Genomic DNA, 23,674 nt, shown 5'->3' on the forward strand with positions numbered 1-23,674 from the left:
CAGGAAAGAAAAACCGCCTTCAATTTCATTTAAGCCATCCAATGAACTGCGATCTTAATAAAGACCACGTTGATTTCATGAATAGCTATTTGCCGTATCGAGGTTAACAATTGGATAATATCCAGATTAGTATCAAGATATCATGAATTGATACAATATGTTACGATGTAACAGCGAGTCTACACTTCAAATATACGATGATTATACTCTGAAATTCTACATGTATTGACGAGATAGGCACGCCCTGCGGGTTGCAGGGCGTGCCTATCCGTTACCGGGAGGCGCGACACCCCATCGCGCCGGCACCGGTCACTTGAAGGTGAAGCGCAGATTTGGCGCGATCACCCGGTTCGCCGAATAGGGAAGACCACGTCCCTGAATCGTCGAACACTCGTCGTCAGTCGCACCCGCACGGCAGACCCCGTCAAGCTCACCGTCCTGGTCAACGACGGGGACATACTGGCCGTTCGCGGCGTCGAAGGTTACCTGGACATTGTCCGGGGCAACACCGGCGAGGAATGCTGCGCCGCCGGTACCGAAGGCGGCGTAGGGATTGAGCCCGGCTGCGCCGGCGGGGAGAATTCCCCACTGGAGCATTGCGCCGGAGAGCGGGCGGGTCACCTGATCACCGACCTGCTGACCTTCCTCGACGATCTCAGGCGTGATGACACCGCCACCATTGTTGCCGCCTGTGCCGCCGCCGCTGTTGCCGCCTGTGCCGCCACCATTGTTGCCACCGGTGCCGCCACCATTGTTGCCGCCCGTGCCGCCGCCATTGTTACCGCCGGTGCTGCCGCCATTGTTGCCGCCGGCCCCGCCACCGCTGCTGCCGCCAGTGCTGCCACTATTGTCGCCGCCGGTGCCGCCGCCATTGTTGCCGCCGGTCCCGCCACCGCTGCTGCCGCCAGTGCTGCCACCATTGTCGCCGCCACCGTTGTCACCGGCCACGATGGTGAACCGCCCTGCCGTGAACTGGATGCTATAATTGGCACCCGCCGATATGCTGCCACCGTTTATCGAGTAGGTGCCGGCAGACTCGCCCGCCTCACGCTGGGCCCTCCCGCTCACTGCGTCGCCGCTGACCAGTCCTTCCCCGCCGACCGTGAAGCTCAGCGCAGGATCAACAGTGCCCTGCAGCTTGCTGGCATCATCCAGCGCCACCACGAGGGTTCGTTGGGCGATGTTACCGGTCGTGGTGCCGAGCATCACAACATAGTTGGCACCGTCATTGCCATCGCTCAGAGCGACATCGCCGACGCGGAGCATGTGAGTGCCGGCATCCTTGCCATCAAACCACTGGGTTGCGCTCACGCTGTCACCCTGGACGAGGCCCTCAATTCGAACCTGCCCGGACGACAGGCTGTTGCCGTCATAGACCTTGCTGTCTGTAACCGCATCCAGCGTCAACCGTGCCCTAGCCACGTCGGCGAGACCATGGGCGGTGCCGGAAGCCAGCACATAGTTGCCCAGCGCGTTGCCGCTAAGAGCGTAACCCGTCAGGTCGACGCTCTTGCCCGTTCCGGCGTTGCGGTCGGCAAGAATGCCGGTCGCAAGGCTGGTGTCGAGCCAGACTCCGTCCGCTGCCAGCAGGCCCTGCGTCTCCGCATCGCCATCGGCCATCAGGAAGGTGAGCGAACCAAGCTGGCCGGAGCCTAGGCTTGTCGTCCCGTCATATGTTTTGGCGCCACGTCCGAAGGTGGTGACGTCGACCGTGCGGGCTGTGATCGTGCCGACATTGGCCGAAGCGCTGTCGTTGAGCAGGATGTAGTTGCCCGCATCCTGACCGCCCAGCACCATGCCGTTCACCGTGACCAGCTTGTTCGTGCCGGCATTCTTGTCGGCATAGCTCGCACTGGAGGTCGAGACCGTCACGGCGTCGCCGGCGATCACGCCGTCGAGATTGGCGCCCAGCAGGGTCGCGTCGACGTTGCGGTCGTAAACCTTGCCGACCGTGCCGACCAGGGCGCCGGTGAGCAGCTTCTGCCCGATCGTGCCGGCCGCATCGACCTTCACCACCGTGTAGTTGCCGCCGTCATTGCCGTCAGCCAGCGTCCAGCCGTTCACCTTCATGATCCGGTTGCCCGCAGCCTTGCTGTCGAACGCCTGCGTCACACCGCTGATCGTGTCGCCGCTGACCAGACCGGTCACGCCGACCAGACCATTGGAGAGAACCGTGCCGTCATACACCTTGGCATCGTCCGATGCCGTCAGCGTCAGCACTGCCTTGGCGATGTTCGCCGTGCCGTTCGCCAGCGCACCGAGCACATAGTTGCCCGCGTCCGCGCCCGACAGGGTCACGCCACTCACCGTCACCGCCTTGCCGTTGCCGGCATTGCGATCCACGAACGTGAACTGGCCGCTGCCATTGACCGTGACGTCGTCGGACCCGATCAGCCCGAACAGGCCGGTCATCGTGCCGGTCGCCAGGGTCGTGCCGTCATAGGTCTTGTTGTCGACCTGCGAAGTGACCTGCACTTCCTTGCGCGTGATCCGCCCGGCCGCGCTGTTGCCGACGGTGACGACATAGTTGTTGCCGCCATTGCCGTCCGCAACCGTCCACCGATCGACCAGCAGCAGGTGATCGCCTGCATTCTTGCCGTCGAACTTCTGGAACGCATTGACCACGTCGCCGCCAACCAGGCCGATCGCTTCGACCTGACCGTTCGAGCCCGTGCCGCCGTCATACACCTTGGTGTCGGCAACCGCGTTCAGGACAAGATTCTTCGCCGTGATCGTTCCGGTGCCGCTCGCCACCGTGCTCAGCACGTAGTTCCCGGCATCCACGCCCGCCAGCGTCGCACCGCTCACATTCACTGTCTTGTTCGTGCCCGCGTTGCGGTCCGCGAACGACAAGGTGCCGCCACTCAGCGTCACATCCTCGTTCCCGACCACATTCTCAAGCCGGCCAAAAAGACCCGTCGCAAACGTCGTCCCGTCATATTCACGGCTGTCCACCAATACCGACGTCGAAACCGTGCGCTGCGTGATTGCACCGGCCGCGCCGTTGCCGATGGTGACGGAATAGTTGTTACCGCCGTTGCCATCGTCGATCGTCCAGCCTTCATTGACCTTCAGGATACGGGCACCGGCGTTCTTGTTATCGAAGAACTGGGTAGCCGTGTAGCTGTCGCCAGCGACCAGACCACGAGCCTGGACCGTCGCAGCCGAGTCCGTCGAGCCATCATAGACCTTGATGTCGCTAACGGTCGCAAGCACCAGGTTTGCCTTGCCGATCGAGGCAGTGCCCTGAGCGACCGGATCGAGCACATAGTTGCGCGCGTCCGTCCCCGTCAGCGTGGCATTGCTGACCGTCACCGTCTTGCCAAGTCCGACATGCTTGTCATTGAAGTTCAGCGTGCCGGTAATGCCCAGGCTCTCGCCGTCCACCACGTTCTGCAGAGGCGCGAAGGTGCCTGTCGCAAACGTCGTGCCGTCGTAGACCTTGTCATTCACGGTGACCGAGCTGGACACGGTCCGCTTGGCGATCGTGCCAGCCACGTCGACCGTGCGGACGGCGTAGTTGCCACCGTCGGCGCCATCGTCGATCGACCAGTTGCCCACGATCAGGGCGCGGCTACCCGCATCCTTGCCGTCGAACTTCTGCGTCGCGGTCGCCGTGTCTCCGCTGACGAGCCCGTCAAAGGTGACCGTTCCGGACGATGCATTGTTGCCGTCATAGATCTTGCTGTCAGTTGCGGCGGTTAGCACCAGTGCCTTGCGGGCGACATCTGCGAGGCCATGCGCCGGAGTGGCGGCCAGAACGTAGTTGCCCAGCTCGTTGTGGTTCAGAGCGTAGCCGCCCAGGATCACGATTTTGCCGGTGCCCGCGTTGCGATCGGCCAGCGTGCCGGTGAGCGAGCTTCCGTCGAAGTTGACACCGTCCGCGAACATCAGGGCTGCCGTATCGGCATCTGCGACGCCAAGCTCCAGAGCAGCAAGCTGCGCAGATGTGAGCGTCGTCGTCCCGTCATATGTTTTGGCGCCACGTCCGAAGGTGGTGACGTCGACCGTGCGGGCTGTGATCGTGCCGACATTGGCCGAAGCGCTGTCGTTGAGCAGGATGTAGTTGCCCGCATCCTGACCGCCCAGCACCATGCCGTTCACCGTGACCAGCTTGTTCGTGCCGGCATTCTTGTCGGCATAGCTCGCACTGGAGGTCGAGACCGTCACGGCGTCGCCGGCGATCACGCCGTCGAGATTGGCGCCCAGCAGGGTCGCGTCGACGTTGCGGTCGTAAACCTTGCCGACCGTGCCGACCAGGGCGCCGGTGAGCAGCTTCTGCCCGATCGTGCCGGCCGCATCGACCTTCACCACCGTGTAGTTGCCGCCGTCATTGCCGTCAGCCAGCGTCCAGCCGTTCACCTTCATGATCCGGTTGCCCGCAGCCTTGCTGTCGAACGCCTGCGTCACACCGCTGATCGTGTCGCCGCTGACCAGACCGGTCACGCCGACCAGACCATTGGAGAGAACCGTGCCGTCATACACCTTGGCATCGTCCGATGCCGTCAGCGTCAGCACTGCCTTGGCGATGTTCGCCGTGCCGTTCGCCAGCGCACCGAGCACATAGTTGCCCGCGTCCGCGCCCGACAGGGTCACGCCACTCACCGTCACCGCCTTGCCGTTGCCGGCATTGCGATCCACGAACGTGAACTGGCCGCTGCCATTGACCGTGACGTCGTCGGACCCGATCAGCCCGAACAGGCCGGTCATCGTGCCGGTCGCCAGGGTCGTGCCGTCATAGGTCTTGTTGTCGACCTGCGAAGTGACCTGCACTTCCTTGCGCGTGATCCGCCCGGCCGCGCTGTTGCCGACGGTGACGACATAGTTGTTGCCGCCATTGCCGTCCGCAACCGTCCACCGATCGACCAGCAGCAGGTGATCGCCTGCATTCTTGCCGTCGAACTTCTGGAACGCATTGACCACGTCGCCGCCAACCAGGCCGATCGCTTCGACCTGACCGTTCGAGCCCGTGCCGCCGTCATACACCTTGGTGTCGGCAACCGCGTTCAGGACAAGATTCTTCGCCGTGATCGTTCCGGTGCCGCTCGCCACCGTGCTCAGCACGTAGTTCCCGGCATCCACGCCCGCCAGCGTCGCACCGCTCACATTCACTGTCTTGTTCGTGCCCGCGTTGCGGTCCGCGAACGACAAGGTGCCGCCACTCAGCGTCACATCCTCGTTCCCGACCACATTCTCAAGCCGGCCAAAAAGACCCGTCGCAAACGTCGTCCCGTCATATTCACGGCTGTCCACCAATACCGACGTCGAAACCGTGCGGCGATCGATAACACCGGCAGCGGCAGCCCCACGGGTGACCACGTAATTGCCGCCACCATTGCCATCATTGATCGTCCAGCCATCGACCTGAAGGGTGCGGCTGCCCGCGTCCTTCCCGTCAAATATCTGCGTGGCCGTGAAGCTGTCGCCGGAGACGAGGCCGCTCTGCTGCACCGCAGCCAACGACAGGTTTGTGCCGTCGTAGACCTTATGATCGGTGCTGGCCGTCAGGGTCAGGAGCGCCTTGTGGATGGTCGCAACGTTGCTGGTCACCGCGATGGGATCGAGCTGATAGTTGGCCGCGTCCGCCCCTTCGAGGCGCGCATTCACAACCGTTACCGTCTTGCCCGCGCCGGCATTCTTGTCGGCAAACGCAAGATCGGCATTCACTGTCAGTTGATCGCCGGACACCTTGTTCACGATTTCGCCGAACGCGCCGGTTGCCGTGACGGTGCCGTCATAAATCTTGTCATTGGCGCTGACCGAGCTGGACACGGTCCGCTTGGCAATCGTGCCTGCGGCGTCGACCCTCACCACGGTATAGTTGTTGCCGTCGTTGTCGTCGCTGATCGCCCACTCGGAAACCTTCAGCGCGCGGTTGCCCGCATTCCGGCTGTCGAAGGACTGCGTCGCGACGATCGTGTCACCACCGACGAGACCGTCAGCCTGGACAATTCCAGCCGAGAGGACCGAACCGTCATAGACCTTGCTGTCGCCCGAGGCAGTCAGTGTCAGCGTCTTGCGAGCCACGTCCACGACGGCCTGAGCCGACGAGGAAGCCAGGACGTAGTTGCCAGCGCCGTTGTTGGCGAGGGTAAAGCCGGAAAGGACGGCACTCTTACCGGAGCCGGCATTCCGATCGGCCAGCACGCCGATGACGCCGCTGTCGTCCAGCCACACGCCGTCGGCCTGCAACATGTTCCAGGTGTCGATGTCACCAGGCGCCGCGGCAAAGCTGATGCTGCCCATTTGCGACGCCCCGAAGCCGGTGGTGCCGTCGTAGACCTTGGCGCCGCGTCCGGTGGTGCTCACATTCACCTGACGCGCCGTGATCGTGCCGACATTCGCCGAGGCGTAATCCCGGTCGAGCACGTAGTTCAGCGCATCCGCGCCGTTCAGCGTCATGCCTGTGACGGTCACCAGCTTGTTCGTGCCGGCATTCTTGTCGGCATAGGTCGCGCTGGCGGCCGAAACCGTGACAGCGTCCCCTGCGACCACGCCGTCCAGGTTGGTCGGCAGGATCGTGGCAACGTCCTTGCCGTCATAGACCTTGCTGACCACGCCGGCGAGCGCACCGCTGATCGTCTTGCGATCAATCGTGCCGGCCGCATCGACCTTCACCACCGTGTAGTTGCCGCCCTCATTGCCGTCAGCCAGCGTCCAGCCGTTCACCTTCATAATCCGGTTGCCCGCAGCCTTGCTGTCGAACGCCTGCGTCACACCGCTGATCGTGTCGCTGCTGACCAGACCGGTCACCCCGACGATGCCGTTGGAAAGAACCGTGCCGTCATACACCTTGGCGTCGTCCGATGCCGTCAGCGTCAGCACTGCCTTTGCGACGTTGGCGAGACCCTGGACCGTGTTGTTCGCGAGAACATAATTGCCGGACGTGTTGTTCGCGAGCGTATAGCCGCCGAGTGAAACACCCTTGCCCGTGCCGGCATTGCGATCATCGAAGCTGCCGAAGACCGTCGAAGCGTCAATCGTCACGTGGTCGTCAAGCAGCAGAGCCGCGGTCGTGGCGTCACCGTCCGCCATGACGAACTCAAGCGTACCCATTTGCGACGCGCCGAAGCCCGTGGTGCCGTCATAGACCTTGGCGCCGCGTCCGGTGGTGCTCACATTCACCTGACGCGCCGTGATCGTGCCGACATTCGCCGAGGCATAATCCCGGTCGAGCACGTAGTTCAGCGCATCCGCGCCGTTCAGCGTCATGCCTGTGACGGTCACCAGCTTGTTCGTGCCGGCATTCTTGTCGGCATAGGTCGCGCTGGCGGCCGAAACCGTGACAGCGTCCCCTGCGACCACGCCGTCCAGGTTGGTCGGCAGGATCGTGGCAACGTCCTTGCCGTCATAGACCTTGCTGACCACGCCGGCGAGCGCACCGCTGATCGTCTTGCGATCAATCGTGCCGGCCGCATCGACCTTCACCACGGTGTAGTTGCCGCCGTCATTGCCGTCAGCCAGCGTCCAGCCGTTCACCTTCATGATCCGGTTGCCCGCGGCCTTGCTGTCGAACGCCTGCGTCACACCGCTGATCGTGTCGCTGCTGACCAGACCGGTCACCCCGACGATGCCGTTGGAAAGAACCGTGCCGTCGTACACCTTGGCGTCGTCCGATGCCGTCAGCGTCAGCACCGCCTTCGAGATGTTGGCCGTGCCGCTGGCCACGTTGCCGAGCACGTAGTTGCCCGCGTCAGCGCCGCTCAGATTTGCGCCGGTAACTGTGACCGCCTTGCCATTTCCGGCGTTGCGATCGAGGAATGCCAGCGTGCCGCTGCTGCTGTCCATCCCAATGTCGTCGCCCGAGACGTAGCCGGTGAGGCCCGCAAAGGTGCCCACCGCCGCAGTCGTGCCGTCATAGACCTTGTCGTTGACGATGACCGCCGCGTTGATGACGCGCTTTTCGATCGTGCCGGCCACGGCGTCACCGATGCGAACGGTGTAGTTACCGCCACGGTTGCCGTCGCTCACCGTCCAATCGTGGACTTGCAGCAGGTGGTCGCCTGCTGTCTTGCCGTCGAAGACCTGCGTCGCGATCACATTGTCGCCAGCCACCAGCCCATCGATATGGACGAAGCCGGAAGAGGCGACGCTCCCATCATAGATCTTGGTATCGCCGACCGCCGTGAGCGTCAGCTCCTTGGCGGTGATGGTGCCCGTGCCGTTGGCAACATTGCTCAGCACGTAGTTGCCGGCATCGGCGCCGGTCAGCGTCGCGCCAGTCACGGTCACAACCTTGCCTACGCCGACGTTCCTGTCGGCGAAGGTGAGGATACCGCCGTCCATCAGGACGATTTCGCCGGTCAGGACATTGTCCAGCACGCTGAAGCTGCCCGTGGCGTCGGTGGTGCCGTCGTAGACCTTGCTGTCGACGATGACGCCCGTCGTCACCACGCGCTTCGTGATGGTGCCGGCGTTGGTGGCAAGGGTGACGATGTAGTTGTCGCCGCCATTGCCATCCAGGATCTGGTAGCCGCCATTCACGTTCAGCGTGCGAGCGCCGGCGTCCTTGTTGTCGAAGCTCTGCGTCGCCGTGAAGCTGTCGCCCATGCCGAGGCCGGTCGCAAGGACAGTGCCCGTGGAGTCGGTCTTCCCGTCGTAGACCTTCGTGTCGGCGCCCGCGGTCAGGGTCAGGTTCGCCTTGCTGATCGAAGCGCTGCCATCGGCAATCGGGTCGAGCACATAGTTACGCGCGTCCGCCCCGGTGAGGGTGGCGTTCGAGACGGAGACCGCCCGGTTGGCGGCGGCATTGCGGCTGTCGAACGTCAAGGTGCCGATAACATTCAGCGTCTCGCCCGACACGACATTGTTGATCGTGCCGAAGCTGCCCGTCGCAGCCGTCGTGCCGTCATAGATCTTGTCGTTGGCGATGACGCTCGTGCTGACGACCCGTTTTTCGATCAGGCCCGCCACGGCGTTTTTGGTGACGGCGTAATTGCCGCCGCCATTGCCATCCGCAATGGCATAGTCGTTGACGACCAGCATCCGGCTGCCGGCATCCTTGCTGTCGAAGATCTGCGTTGCCGAGACGGTGTCGCCGGCGATCAGGCCGGACGACTGAACCACGCCCAGCGAGGTCACTGCGCCGTCATAGACCTTGTGGTCAGTCGTCGCGGTGAGCACCAGCTCCTTGCGAGCGACGTCCGCCATGCCCTGCGCCGTCGAACCGGCCAGCACATAGTTTCCATAGCCGTTATTGGTGAGCGCATAGCCCGAGAGGGTGACCACCTTGCCCGTACCGGCATTGCGGTCAACGAGCGTGCCGCTAACGACGCTGCTGTCGAATGTCACGCCATCGGACGCCATCATGGCGCGCGTGTCGGCGTCCGTGGCGACGAATGAGATCGTCCCGAGCTGGCCATTGGCGAGCAGGTTCGAGCCATCATAGGTCTTGGCGCCAGCACCGGTGCTGGAAGCGACGACCTGGCGAGCCGTGATCGTTCCGACATAAGCCGATGCGTGGTCCTGAGCGAGGACATAGTTGCCCCCGTCAGCGCCACCCAGAGCCATGCCAGTGACGGTCACCAGCTTGTTCGTACCAGCGTTCTCGTCGGCATAGGCCGCAAGCCCGGCCGAGACGACGACTGTGTCTCCGGAGAGAACGCCGTCGAGGCTGGTGCCGGACAGCACCGCATCGACTGTGCGGTCATAGACCTTGCTGATGTTACCGCTGAGCTGTCCCGAGATCGTTTTCTTTCCGATCGTCCCGAGCGCATCGACCTTGGCGACGATATAGTTGCCGCCGCCATTTCCGTCGCTGATCGTCCAGCCGTTGACAGAGAGATTGCGGCTGCCCGCAGCCTTGCTGTCGAATGCCTGGGTGGCCACGACCATGTCACCGGCAACCAGGCCGGAGGACAGGACCGTCGCCGCCGAGAGGGCGTTGCCGTCATAGACCTTGCTGTCCGCTACGGCGGTGAGGGTCAGCGTCGCCTTGCTGATATTCGCCACACCCGCACCAATGGCACCCAGCGTGTAGTTGGCGGCATCGGCCCCGGTGAGGCCATAGCCGCTGGCGACCACCGCCTTGCCGGTTCCGGCATTACGATCCAGGAAGGCCAGCTGACCATTGCTGGTGTCGAGCGAGACATCGTCGCTCAGCAGGCGGTTGGCGAGGGAGGTGAAGCTCCCCGTTGCCCCGGTCTGCCCGTCATAGATCTTGTCCTGGGCATTAACCGTGGTGGTCACGAGGCGCTTTGCGATCGTTCCGCTGGCTACCGCGCCCTTCGTGACGACATAGTTGGCGCCGCCAAATCCGTCGGAGATCACATAGGCATCGTCGACCTGCAGGGTGCGAGCACCCGCATCGCGGCTGTTGAACGACTGCGTCGCGCTGACCTCGTCGCCGAGCACGAGACCGGTGGCCCGAACGGTTCCACCGGAGAGGGTCGTGCCGTCATAGGTCTTGCTATCGGTCACGGCCGTCAGGGTGAGCGCCTTGGCAAGGATCGTACCGATCGCGCCGGAAACGCTGGAGGAGACGGTGTAGTTTGCGGCGTCGACGCCGGTCAGCCTCAGGCCTTGGACGTTGATGATTTTGCCCGTGCCCGCATTTCTGTCCGCATAATTGCCGGTCAGACCGCTGGCGGCAGTGACTGCGTCCAGCCCGAGCACGCCGTCGAGCGCCACATTGGAGGCCATGATCCCGGCGAGAGTCGTGCCGTCATAGGTCCGGCTGACGGTTCCCGTAAGGCTCGCGGTCAGCGCTTTCGGCGTAATCGTGCCGATATTGCCCGAGACGCTAGCGGCAACCGTGTAGTTCGACGCATCGGCACCGCTGAGCGTCAGGCCGTTAACGGTCACCAGTTTGTTGCTGCCAGCATTCTTGTCGGAAAACACGCCTGTGCCGGGCTTGACGAGATCGACTGCCTCCGTACCGATCACGCCGGTCAGCGTGTAGTTGGAAGCCTGCATGACTGCCGACACGCCGGCGTCATAAACCTTGCTCACATCACCTGTGAGACCGGCGGTGAGGAGCTTGGGTGTGATCGCGCCGATCGCGCCCGTCGCGGAGAAGTTGGACAGCGCGTAGCCGAACACCTTCACATTGCCGTCGCGGACTACCACCGCCAGATCGTCGGCCAGGATGGTCTTGCCGGTTCCCACATTCTTGGTGTCGAACGACGCGGTGGAGTAGACTGTAGCCCGCTCCGTGCCCGAGAGGCCAGTCGCCACGAAGTTGGACTGTGCCAAGGCGGCATCGGTGGTACCGTCATAATCCCGGCTGTAGGTGCCGGTCAGCGCCACCGAGACCGAGGGCGTGGCCGTGTAGAGCATGCCATTGCCCGTGGCGAGGGCCGGCGTCGTGGCGCCATAGACGGCACCATATTGACGGAAGCCATAAGAAAGCGCGCCAAGCGAGTCCGCCGTCGGCGATTGCGACCAGATCAGCCAGCGGCCGCCCGGCGCGGCGAGCGCCGACGCGCCTGCCTGGTTGATCACCTTCGTGGCGGTAGTCAGGTTGAGCGCCGTTCCTGAGCCCGAAGCGGTGATGGAGCTTCCTGCGGCGAAGGTGAGATCACCACCCGCCCGGATCAGACCGGTTCCGGTCGTCACCGCTCCGTTGATCGTCAGCCCAGTTCGCGTCGCGAGTGACAGATCGCCTGTCACTGCCATCGGTCCCAGCCCAGTGATATCGTTCAGCGCATTGGTGAAGCTCAGGGAGCCTGCAGTACCGCGCAGCGCATTTGTCGTAATGGCCACCGACTGCGTGACAGCCCCGCCGGCCCGCAAGACGAGACCGCCGGCAGCCGTGAGCGCATTCGTGCCACCAATTGCGATGCTTCCGCCGGACGCAAGGTTCAGCGGCGCGGTTGCCGCATAGTTGTTCGCCGTCGCCGTGGTGTTGAAGATCAGCGAGGCGGCATCCGTCGACCCGAAGGTGACCGACGAATAGTTCGCCCGATAGCTGTTGTTGGCGACCAGCGCCGGCAGGATATTGCTGTCGACGATGAAGGCGCCACCCGCCTGCGGGCGCAGCACCAGGGCGCCAGTGGTGTTCAGCAGTGCGGGGTTTCCGCCGCCATTGTTGAGTGCCATCTTGTTGGCGATCAGCGTGAGACCGCCGCTGCCACCGTTTCCGATCAGGGCCGAACCGTTCGGACCCTGATAGATGCCAATGTCCGTGCCGCCAAAGGTCTGGTTGTCGAGACCTCCGGTACGGCCTTCCAGCGTCACTGCACCGCTGCCCGTGGTGTTCACGAGCGGAGAAGCGCTACCGTTCTGGTCGAGATAGATGCCGTAGTTGGTCGTTCCGGAACCGCCGCCGCTTCCGCCGAGGATCGAGGTTGTGCCAGAGGAGGTCGACACCACGGAGCCGCCGGCGAGATAGACGCCGACGCCGCCTGTGGCACCGCCGCCGCCCTGACCGATGATGGTGAGATTGCTTGCCGCGCCGGCGCCATTCACGCCGACGGTGGCATTCTTCATGACCACGCCGGTCAGGTTTCCGGCGCCCGCAGCGCCACGCCGGGATGCGCCGACGATCAGGACATTGCCCTTGGACGAGGTCACCGATGCGTTTTCGATGTGCACGGCGTCCGAAGTGGCGAGCTGGTTCGTCGCCCCCATGATCGTCAGATCGCCATCGACGGTCGACACGTTGGCGCCCGTGATATTGACGGCACTCCCCGCGCCGCTCGCCGTCGCCGACGAGCTGTAGCCGTAGAGTTTGATGGCGCCGGTGCCAGTGGTGGCCAGCGTGCCGGTGGTGAGGCTGAGCCCAGCCGTCGCCGTGGTTCCGCGAAGCTGGATGTCGCCGCCACCCGCATTCAGCAAGCCTGCGCCGGCAAGGCTGATAGCCGTTCCGGTCTTGCCCATTTCCGTTGCGAAAGCGGTAAATGCCGCTGTCGAAGCAGACGGATCACCGATCGTCCCGAGCGCTGCGGAGCCGCCGCGCAGAAGGATGTTGCCGCCACGGGTAGTGATGGCGGTGGACACGGTCACCGTGCCGCTTGCCGCATCGGCTGCACGGCTGTTGAGGATGACGTTGAGCGGTCCCGCACCGGCGGCCGCCTGGATCGCATTCGCGACAGTGACGTTGCCGTTGGACTTCACAGTGAGGGTCGAGGTGCCCAGGGCGCCTGCGATTTTCGTGATCGTCGCCGGGGTCAGGTCCGAACCGGAGCTGAGCGTCATGTTGCCCGTCGCCCAGTTAATCGCGCCGGTCGAGATTGTGGTGCCGGCCTTCAGGGTGAGATCGCCGGCATTGGTGTTGGAAGGCTGAGTGATCGTGCCGGTGGTGATGGACGTTGCGGCATCCAGCATCATCGATGATTTGGCGGTGACCGTGCCCAAATTGATGGCCGTGCCAGTCGCGGTGGCGGAGAGCGCTCCACCGACAGTCAGTACGCCGGTGGTGACATCGAGACCGGAAGCGGTGAGCGCGCCCTCGAAGCTGGTGTCCACAAAACCGGTCCGACCGAGCACGACAGCCCCGCCGGTCGACGTAATAGCGCTGGCGGCCGACCCGGTCTGGGTGATCTTGCCATACATGAGCACGCCCTTGTTGGACGTCACGTTGATCGCGCCTGCCACATTATATTTGACGGCCGAGGCACCCGAAGGCGAGTAATTGTCAAAGCCCCAGGCAGCGGTGCTTTCGGCATTGGCTTCGACATTTAGGCCACCAGCCCCTGCGTTGATTGTGACAGCCGTGTTGTAACTGCTGCTGCCGAACGCGATCGCGGACGCACTCGAGTCGCCGCCCGCGACGGCGCCGCCTGCGCCCTTCAACGTCACCGAGTTTGAGCCCGTTAGGGTGATCGCGCCGCTGTGGTTAAGGTAGATGCCCTGGACGCTGCCCGCGCCGCCGGTGGACTTGCCATCCAGCGTCACGTTCCGGCCGGTGACCGTCAAAAGACCAGCGCTTGATTTCCAGACACCGCTGTTGCTCGACGCGGAGCCGGTCAGTGTGACATCGCCGGCCGTGGAGATCAGCGTGTCCGTGGTGTTGTTGATACCGAGCGCGGCCCAGGTGTTCGACTTGGCCGTCAAAGAGATGGCGCCGGTTCCGGTCTGGATCGTGCTGCCGCTAATGGTGATACCGCGTCCCCCCGTGCTTGCAGAGGCGTCGCCGTCGAGCGTGATGGAGCCCGACCCACTGCTGAGAAGCGAGGTCGAGGTGTTGAGCCAGATCGCCGAGTTCGCGGAGCTGTTCTTGGAGATCAGCGAGATGTTTCCGCCGTCCGTGCCCGCACGCCGGGCATCGAGCTTGATGCCGCTCGCGACCAGAATGCCGGTATTGGTCGAGCCGATTGTACCTTCGCTGCCGGTCGTGCCGCCGCCGATTGCGATGGCACCGCCCTGCGTGACGACATCCGCATTCACCGCGACCGTGCCGGTCGCCGCGCCGCCAGAGCGGGCGTTGATCGTGACGTCGAGCTTGCCGGCATTGGCCTCCGTCGTGATCGCGTTGGCGATGGTGATGTCACTCGCCGACTTGAGGGTCAGGGAGGACGCACCGGTTGCGATCGCCTTCTTGGTGATCGCGGCCGGAGTCAGGGCCGCCCCCGCGTCAAGCGTGACGGCGCTGGCGCCGTTCAGGGTGATGGCGCCGGTCGTCAGCGTCGTTGCCGCCTTGATGTCGGTGCGAGCCGCAGTTTTGATATCGATCGTGTTGGTAGAGACCGCAGCCGTATCTGAGCGGATTTCGACCACGCCCGTCGCGCCCGTCTGGCTGAGCGTCTGGGTGGTGACGCTTCCGAGCGCCGTGATGCTGAGCCCGCCACCCGAAATGATCGCCGCATCTGCGGGAACTGCATTCGTCGCAGCTCCGGCTACGAGAACCGCCCCCCCGGCCGCCTGGATCTTAAGGTCCTTGGTTGTCGTAATCTTTCCGATCACGCTAATGTCGCCGGACAGATTGCTGAGCGTCAGCGAGTCGGCATTTGTGCCGGTGTACTGGTATAGCACCACACCACCGGTCCCCGTGCTGAGCTTGCTCGCGCCGCCCCCTGTCTGGGTAATGGTTCCACGATAAATAACGTTTTTGTTGCCGATCATTTCAACGGCGCCTGCCGAGATGATCTTGAGATTCGGCGCGGCCTGATCAGCCGTGCTGCTCCAGCTGTCGATACTGTGGACGGCGTTGCTGTCCGCGCCTGTCCCGTCGATTAGCACACCGCCGCTGCCGGCCTCGATCGTCGCTATGGCCGGATTGTTGGTAGCGGTGCCAAAGGAGATTGCAGACCTGGCTGCGCCGCCGGCGGTCGTAGCCCCGCCGGTTCCGGTGATCGAAACCTTGTTCGTTCCCGTGATCTTGAAGTCGTTGGCGTTGGAGAACAATATGCCGTTGGTGCTGTTCGCGCCGCCCAGCGAGTAGCCGTTCAGCGCGACATTGGTTCCCTTAAGGACCGCACCTGTCGCGCTCGTATCAACGCGAATCCCCAGATATCCGGTGGAGGTTCCGGTAAGCGTGAGGTCGCCCGTCGTGGTGATGTTTGTCGCGGCGCTGCCCGCGATGCGAATTCCCGAACCATTTGCAGGCGAAACGGTATTGCTGCTGACGCCGGTGAGCTTGATGCCCCCATCACCAGCGGTCAAGGTTGCGCCGCCGATGTATACGCCAGTGTAATTGGTAGCAGTGTTACCGAAAGCAGTGATGCCGCCGAGGCCGCTCGTCGTGACAGTACCGCCGAAAAAGACGCCGTTGGCGGCGACCGAGTTCACGAGGTCACCGCCGCGCAGGAAGATGTTGCCTCCGTTCGCGTCAAGCGTCGATCCAGCGCTGAGCGAGATGGAAATTCCGCTTTCGCTGTTGCCGATGGCGGCACCGCTCATGTCGGCCGCTGTGCCACCATAGAGGTTGATGTCGCCGCCACCCGATGCAATCTTCTTGTTGACCGTGATGTAGCCCGTCGCACCGTCATTTGAGCGGCTGTTCAGGGTGACGTTCATCTTGCCGGCACCACTTTCCGTGGTGATGTCATTGTCCACCACAATGTTCGTGATCGACTTGATGGTCAGATTGGAGGCGCCGGCTGCGGAACCCTTCTTGGTGATCGCACCGAGCGATAGGCCATCGCCCTGGAGCAGGGTATTGCCGGTGGTCGCGAGATTGATCGCGCCAGTCGTCAGCTTGCCCGCGGCCTTCACCGACACAGTCCCGCCGTTCGATGTAAACTGACCGAAAGTGATGTCGCCGCTGCTGGACGCGATCGACGCGTTGCTGCCCGCAGTGATCGCCATGTCGCCCATGACGATGCCCTTGCTGGGCGCAGTGCCATTGATTGACAGGGCGCCACCGCTGCTGATCGAGGAACCGTTTGGCAGTTGCGAAGATACTCCACCTGCCTGAGCTGTGATCGCCGTGTCGGCTCCGCTCGTCGCACTAGCAGTGATTGTCAGATCGCCGCCCGCGCTGATCGTGAGAGGGGTAGACCCGGCGCCGAACAGCAGCGCTGTCTTGGGCCGCACGCCATTGAAGGAGGTCGAGCCGCCGGTGGCGGTCATGCTGATCGCGCCGCCGGTGCTGATGGTCTGAAGGCCCGCGCCGATGAACGCGATACCTTCAACGGCGTTCGCGCCGCTCGCCGTACCGGTCAGGGTGATCTTGCCGCTGGTGGACGTGATCCCCGCTGCAGTACTGGAGTTGATCATCAACCCGGTGTCGGCGCCCGTTGCCTGACCCTGCATTGTGATATTGCCGGAGCCGGTCGACACCGAAGCGCCGTTGGACAAGAGTACGCCGACACCTGCGAACGCAGCGCCGGCGCTGGTCCCCAGGATATTAATGGCGCCGGACGCGGTGGACATATTCGCGAGACTGACAAGGCCGTAGTTGGCATTGCCGGTCGCCTTGATCCCGATCGATCCGGTTCCGCTGGTCTTGACGACGGTACCGGTATCGAAACGCACCCCAGCTATGCCCGCGCTTCCCTTGACGGTATGAGCCTCGCCCGCGAAACCGATGTTGCCGCCGGCTGCATCCAGCGTGGTGCCCGTGCCCGTGACGAGAATGCCGTTGGAATCCGCAGCAGACTTCGCCGAACCCGTGGTCGTCAGATCCGCGACATTGGGCAGGGCCGATCCGCCCCATGCCACCAGGTCGCCGCCCGCCGTGCTGATGCTCTTGCTGATCGAGATCGTGCCCGATGCGCCGTCGCTGGCGCGGCTGTTGAGATAGACATTCAGCTTGGCACCGGTCGACGCAGTGATTGCGCCGCCGACGGACAGGTCCGTGGCCGCCTTCAGCGTGAGGGTCGAAAGGTCTCCGCCGGTCTTGTTGATCGCAGCGGTGGTAGAAAGCGCGCCAGCGCTGGAGAACAGCATATTGCCGGTGCCGTTCTGCGTCACGGCGCCGAACGTCAGCGTGCCGGGGCTCACAACGTTGATGTCGCCCGAACCGCTGAGGGCGCCCAGGCTGATGTTGCCGGCGGTCGTGCCAACGGTGATCGCGCCGGACGCCCCGGAGGCAACCAGCTTGTTGGCGATCGTAACGTTCTTGTTGCCGGTGATCGTGATGCCGCCGGCACTCGTGATGTCCGAGGTAGACGCGCTTGAGAGCGCCGAACCAGTCTGCGCGGTGCCCTTCAGGACGATGCCGCCGCTACCCGCGGTAATGGCGCCTGAACCGCTCAGGATCGCGATCGCGTTGTTGCTCCCGGTTGCCGAACCCTCGATCGATATGCCGCCGGTTGCCGAGGTGATGATCGAACCGCCGATGCCAAAGCGGACGCCATTGCTGGCAGAGCCGGTATTGGCGCCCTTGATGGCGACGTTGCCCCCGCCTGCGTTGATTACGCCGGTGATATCGACGCCGCTGGTCGCGGCATCCTGCGCCGCCCCCGCGGCATCCAGACCCCCGCCGATGAAGAGGTTGCCACCATTGGTGTTGATGCTGCCGGCGACGGCGACGCTGCCGACACGCGTGCCATTTGCGGCATCATCATATCGGCTGTTCAGCACGACGTTGAGCTTGCCGGTCCCGACACCCGATGCACTGATCGAGCCATTCAGCTTGATGTGTCGGTATGCCAGAAGGCTCAGCGTTGCGTCGGCCGATCCGGTCTTGGCGATCGTGGCACCCGCGTCGAGCGTGATATCACCCGATCCACCGGTCGGAGAGGTTGTGCCGGTCGCGATCCGGACGCTTGTGCCGGCGCTGAGAGCGCTGTTGATCTGGGAAACGTTGGCGATCGAGGTCGAGGTGGTCGGCGTGAAGGTGAACGGGTCGCTGCCCGAGAAGTTACCGTTACTGGTCGTTCCCGTGGAAATGGTGATGTCAGCGGGATCGAGCAGCCATTGGCCCGCCATCCCGGCCGCGCCAGCCGCATCGACCTGGCCCACAGCCTGCAGGTTACCCGTGGACGACGTCTCGACCATGCCGCCGTCTGTCGCGCCATGCGCGTCGATCCGTCCGGCGAAGTTGGTGTAATGGTCCGACCACAGCACGGCCTTGCCGCCAGCGCCTTCCGTCGCCGAAACGTCGATCTTGGCCGTATCCGCCATGACGACCGCCTGTGCTCTGGAGACGTCATGGTCGGCGACCTTCAGCGAAGCGTCCGCGCCGCCCTGCCAGTCGCCTCCGACAAGCACGGTGCCCCCACTGGTGCCGGAGGCGTCGAGGATGGCGCCCTGACCAAGAAGGATGTTCGTCGCCGCGACTTCGATTGCGCCGCCGGCGCCGTCCGCCTTGCGGGCCGTCAGCGTGCCGGAAACATGCGCCTCGCCGCCTTCGCCGGCGGTGAGGAAGATGCGGCCGTCCTTTGCGGAAACGCCGGTGGCGTTGATCACGCCTGAGCTATTGCCGGCGAGCGCATAAACATTGCCCCCCTGGGCGCGCAGTTCTGCGTTCAGCGCTTCGATGGAACCGGCATTGGTCGCCGACGTGCCGGCACCGCCGATGACGACGGAGAACTTTCCGTCCGAGAGTGCTTGGTCGCGCAGAAGCACCTGATAGCCGGCGAGCAGGCCGACATCGCCCTTTTCAGCGCGAATCTCTCCTTCGTTAACAACCTTGGCTGCGATAAGGGCGACATCGCCCCCCACGCTGCCAATCTTGCCGTAGTTCACGATCGTCGCTTCGCTCGCGCCTGCGAGTGTGAGGTCCCCGCCCGCCAGAAAGCTCTCGTTGGACATGTCCTGAGTAGAACCGACGAAGCGGCCGCCAACGTTGATCTCGCCCGTCTTGCCAACGACGATGCCGTTCTTGTTGATGAGATAGACCGAGCCTTCGCCCTTCATCAGCCCATCGATCAGGCTTGCCTCGCTGCCTTTGACCCGGTTGAGCGTCGCGCCGCCAGTGCCATTGCGGAAGTCTACGGTCGCGCCCTTAGCGATGGAGAATCCGTTCCAGTCGATGATCGCCTTCGACGACGACTGTTGCACGGTCATCGTGTCGTTATGCGACTCAATTGTCGCCTGACCCATCACGATTTGACCGGCGGTGGGAAGCGTCTGCGCAAACGCGGGCGCGGTCATCGGGAGAAGACCTGCCAGCGAAAGCCCAAAGATCGGCAGTGACTTCAACGTTGCGGAGCGAACAGCGGAACGAGCAGGCATCAATTGCTTCCTTAATTTTTAGACTGATCACTCAATTACGCCCTTGGCATATCTTGTGACTGCTAAATAAATTTCAGAAGATCCCACTATTTTATCGTCGTAAACAAATTCCTAATTGATAGTATTAGTAACAATAAGCATAAGTCAGACAATAACTGTTGCAATGTAACATTAAGTTACGTGTAAAATTACTTGAATATTTCTCCTGCCTGCACGAGGGACGAGTGAGTCTGGAAACTCTGGTGTCGGTGAACTCGGTGTGCTGTGGACGGTGGCACCAATGGGGGCCGAGGCTTTCACCGCACAGAAGGCGCCTCGGGGATATCCAAATAGAATGTCGCGCCTTCGCGCGGCCGCGATCGGCCGTGGATCGAGCCGCCCAGCCGTTCTATATCTTGCTTGCTGATCGCCAGACCCAAGCCCGTGCGTTGTGACGTACCCCTGATTTTCTTTACGAGCGTTAGAGTCTGGTTCTGAGGACGGACAGACGATGAAGCGCGAGAGGTTTACAGAGAATAGATTATTGGGAGTGCGGAAGGAGGCGGAGGCGGCCCGAAGACCGCTTATCTTGCTCGGCGTCACGGCATTATCGGAAGCGACGATCTAGAACTGGAAGGCCAAGTATGGCGGGCTTGAGGTGTCCGACGCCCAGCGTCTGCGGGAGCTCGAGAGCGAGGACGCGAAGCGCAAACGGTTGCTGGCCGATGCGATGCTAGACAACGTAGCGCTGAAGGATCTGCTTTCAAAAAAGTGGTGACGCCGGCTGCGAATCGAGAAGCTGCCGCTCGTCTCTAGGCGTGCCGCGGGATGAGCGAGCGGGGGGCGTGCCGTATCATTAACGTCGATCGCACGAGCGTGCGTGACCGTTTCACCCCGAACGATGAAGGTGCGCTTCGTGAGAAGCTGCGCGGCTGACCAACGGCGCCGGTTCGGCTACCGCCGTCTGCATTTCTTGCTGCGCCAGGAGGGCGTGATGATCAACCGCAAGAAGATCCAGCGGCTATCATGAGGAAGGGCTTCAGTGAGGCGACGACGCAGCGGTAGACGCGCTGTCGACACGAGCGCGGCGGCTTCAGTGCCGGCACTTCCAAACAAGCGCTAGTGCCTCGACTTCGTTCACGACTAGATGGTTTCTGGAAGGCGGTTCCGGGTGCTCAACGTGGTCGATGATCTGACCAGAGAGTGCCTGGCAGCGGCGCCGGACACCTACATCTCCGAACATCGAGTCGTGCGCGGGCTGGCCCAGTTGATCGCCTAGCGGGGCAAGCCCGGCATGGTCGTCAGCGATAATCCAGCAATGCCGTCCTGGCGTGGTGCGGTCAGATATGGGGGGAGGTTCAAGCCCGATGTTTCCTGCGCTACAAGAGAAAATCCTGCGACCGCTCGCTCTCTTTATCTCGAGGGCAGCGACCCTCTCGCTGAGCGCATGGTGATCGAAGTCGAACAGAAGCCAGCGACATTCAGTGCGTTCGCGATGGGGCTTCTTGACACAATTGGAGGCCGATCAATCTCGCCATCCTGCGAAGCATTAGAGCAAGTGTCGGACTCACGGTTCACCCAGAAGAATGGACGCCCGTCGCGGGCTCGCCACGCGCGGTTTTACCCTAACGTCAGAGTTTCTTCTGATTTGGGTCGATCTTGGGTTCGCCCTTCAGCATCGGGTCCCAATGCTCCGCGATCTTGCCGTTTTCGATCCGGAACATGTCGAACCAGGTTGTGTAATAGGTCTGCCCGTTCGTGTCCTTCTCGGGGCGCACAAATGCAATGACGACCTTGTCCCGCTCTGCCGTGATGTCGACCATGGGGAGGCTCAATTTTGCCTCCACAGGCCGCTGCGGGCGTGAGGACCGGACATAATCCATCACGCCGGCCAAACCCTGGGCGGCATTGGGATTGTGCTGGATGTAATCCTGCGCGATGAACTCGTGCGCGCGATCAACCTGACCAGCTACAAGCACGATCCGATACATGTCGTACACCAGCCGCTTGTTCCGCGCGAGCTTGGGGTCCTTGCTGGCGAGCAAGGCAGCGTGATCCGTAGGAACGGACGGCGCTGCCGCCGGCGCTTCATGCGATGAGGGCGGGGCCACAGCCGGCGTCGAGTCCGGGGCCATGGCAAGAGCGGTAGCAAGCAGGATCGATATCATGGGAGAAGCCTAGCATGACAGAGGCGGAAAAAGGTAGGACTTTTAAGCGCCGCCAATCCCTCTCGGTCAGAGATCGGACGGCGAGGCAACACTCTGTTGTAAAACGACAATAATCTGTGCCAGCGGCGAACGATTTTTACCATCTTTGGGCGAAAGCGGCTTTGCGCGGGGAGCGCCGACCTTAAAAACCAGAGTATTGATCGACTGTTTCGCCCTCGCTCGCGATGGCTCCGTCACGCGCCGCCTTGAGAATTCCCGCGACCGCTCAATCGCGCAAGGCGGCCGCGACGGTTGCCAGTTCGGCCTGGTCGCTGCCGGTGTCGAGCCGGGTCTGATCGTCGTAGATCATGGTCGCAGGTCGGTCCCGATTTGCAGGCGTCCAGCGCGGCAAACCCGGTCCGTTGGGGTCGCCGGTCCCGGCAAATCGGGTCCAGGCGCCGGCCATGAGATTGGACAGCTTCAGGGCGGCCCCGTCCCCTCCGGTCATGGTGGCGCAGCGTTCGGCATTGGCGAACGCGTAGGGAATATCCGCACAATGGAATGCGCGTGGCCGGCCATCCAGCACCGGCGCAGGGCGTGCGAACTGGTACAGCCATGCGCCTGCTCCGCCGATGGCGGCCTTGCGACGGGCAAATTCCATCGCGCTGAGGCGCAGCGGCGCGGTCGCGATGCGTGACCATAGATCGCAGGGCAAAGCATGCGGCGTGCGACCTTTGAAGGCCTCGATAATGCCGTCCGCACGATCGCCGAACAGGCCGGTGACCCGTTCCCGCAATTGCGCTGGCGATAAAGCCTCGAACGCCGGGTCGTTGATGCCGGTTGCGAATTCGTTGAGCGTGGTGCCGACGATCAGCGGCACATGCGCGGAATTCGCCAGTGCGCCATCGGAGAGCACGCCGCCGGGAAGAGTGGCCCCGCCGATAACCGGCCCAAATGAGAAGCGCGGCAAATTTCGCGGATCGATGGGGCTTCCCGCAAGCTTGGGATTGAGCCGCCGCGCTGCCGCATTCGATGCCGCAAGCAATTGCGGATAGGGCACATCCTGCACGGCGCGCGCCGACGTCCTCGCAATGCCCAGTTCAGCGAGCGTTGCGGCGGCCAGGCTCGCAGCCTCGTCTACCGTCACGCCGGTGGGGACATAGCCGCTCTGAACGATCGCCCGATGGAACAGCCCGCGCGCCTGGGGCATGGCCATCAGCGCCGCAACCTTGCGTCCGCCGCCGGACTGGCCGAACAGCGTGACGCGCGCCGGATCGCCGCCGAACGCTGCGATATTGTCGCGCACCCATTGCAGCGCGGCTACGATGTCGAGCAGACCGACATTGCCGGAGTCCGCGAAGGCGGAATCGAACGTCGACAGATCGAGAAACCCGAGCGCGTTGAGCCGATGGTTCAACGTGACCACCACCACGTCGTGCAGGTCGGCCAGATTATGGCCGTCGAAGGCGGGCAGGTCATGGCCCGATCCGGCGATGAACGCGCCGCCGTGCAGCCAGACCATCACGGGTCGGGGGCGACCGGCATCGCCGCGCGTCCAGATATTGAGCCGCAAGCAGTCTTCGCGCTCGTAGCTGTCATTCCATTGAAAAATGAACGCTTCTTCGTCATTGGCCCGCCCCGATCCGCGATCTTGTGGACAGACCGGTCCGAAGCTCAGCGCGCTGCGCACACCCGACCATGGACGGGGCGGACGTGGCGGCAGGAAGCGATTTGGCCCGGCCGTGTCATCCGCATAAGGAATGCCCTTGAAGGTCAGGACGTCGCCTTGCCGATAGCCGGCCAACGTCCCCGATTGCGTTTCCACGCGTGCCGTATCCCGGCCTGCGGATACCGCCTGCCCGCCAGTGCGCGAGGGAGCAACAGCGGCGGCTGCCATGCGAGGGGTCTGGGTGCTGGCAGCGACGATCGCGGCGCCGCCCGTTAATATCGCTCTCCGACCGACTTTCACCCTGCCGCCTCCACCCTATTTCATCTTATGGTTCTCGCGGCGGGGCAGAGATCGCATCGCAACCACAGCCCCGCCG

Annotated in this window: 4 protein-coding genes and 1 pseudogene; 1 reads left to right on the plus strand and 4 read right to left on the minus strand. The window is 63.2% G+C overall.

Annotated elements, in window-relative coordinates; translation table 11 throughout:
- Positions 1-309: 309 nt before the first annotated feature.
- Together M2331_RS13610 and M2331_RS16635 are read right to left on the minus strand one after the other, a co-directional pair.
- A complete protein-coding gene (locus M2331_RS13610) occupies positions 310-19,335 on the minus strand; it encodes a YDG domain-containing protein (protein ID WP_319801504.1) in 19,026 nt (6,341 codons plus the stop codon).
- A 464-nt stretch (positions 19,336-19,799) separates the two neighbouring features.
- Positions 19,800-19,949, minus strand: coding sequence for an ATP-binding protein (locus M2331_RS16635; protein WP_181561536.1), 150 nt, complete (start codon positions 19,947-19,949; stop codon positions 19,800-19,802).
- A 44-nt stretch (positions 19,950-19,993) separates the two neighbouring features.
- On the opposite strand from M2331_RS16635, the pseudogene M2331_RS13615 reads away from it, so the two are divergent.
- A pseudogene (locus M2331_RS13615) lies at positions 19,994-20,829 on the plus strand (transposase); the annotation flags it as partial.
- 284 nt (positions 20,830-21,113) lie between these two features.
- On the opposite strand, the gene M2331_RS13620 reads toward M2331_RS13615, so the two are convergent.
- On the minus strand, positions 21,114-21,650 hold the full coding sequence (locus tag M2331_RS13620) for an ester cyclase (protein ID WP_181560774.1): 537 nt from the start codon (positions 21,648-21,650) through the stop codon (positions 21,114-21,116).
- A 265-nt stretch (positions 21,651-21,915) separates the two neighbouring features.
- Positions 21,916-23,526 carry a carboxylesterase/lipase family protein gene (locus M2331_RS13625; RefSeq protein ID WP_181560775.1) on the minus strand — a complete coding sequence of 537 codons (1,611 nt, stop codon included), beginning with the start codon at positions 23,524-23,526 and terminating at the stop codon, positions 21,916-21,918.
- Positions 23,527-23,674: the final 148 nt, after the last annotated feature.

It is taken from the genome of Sphingobium sp. B10D7B, assembly GCF_025961955.1.
GTDB lineage: Bacteria > Pseudomonadota > Alphaproteobacteria > Sphingomonadales > Sphingomonadaceae > Sphingobium.

What these genes read in the sequence shown, in the direction of transcription:
- M2331_RS13610 (WP_319801504.1), bottom strand. Translation starts at nt 19,335, where the DNA reads ATGACCGTGCAACAGTCGTCGTCGAAGGCGATCATCGACTGGAACGGA.
- M2331_RS13620 (WP_181560774.1), bottom strand. Translation starts at nt 21,650, where the DNA reads ATGATATCGATCCTGCTTGCTACCGCTCTTGCCATGGCCCCGGACTCG.
- M2331_RS13625 (WP_181560775.1), bottom strand. Translation starts at nt 23,526, where the DNA reads ATGGCAGCCGCCGCTGTTGCTCCCTCGCGCACTGGCGGGCAGGCGGTA.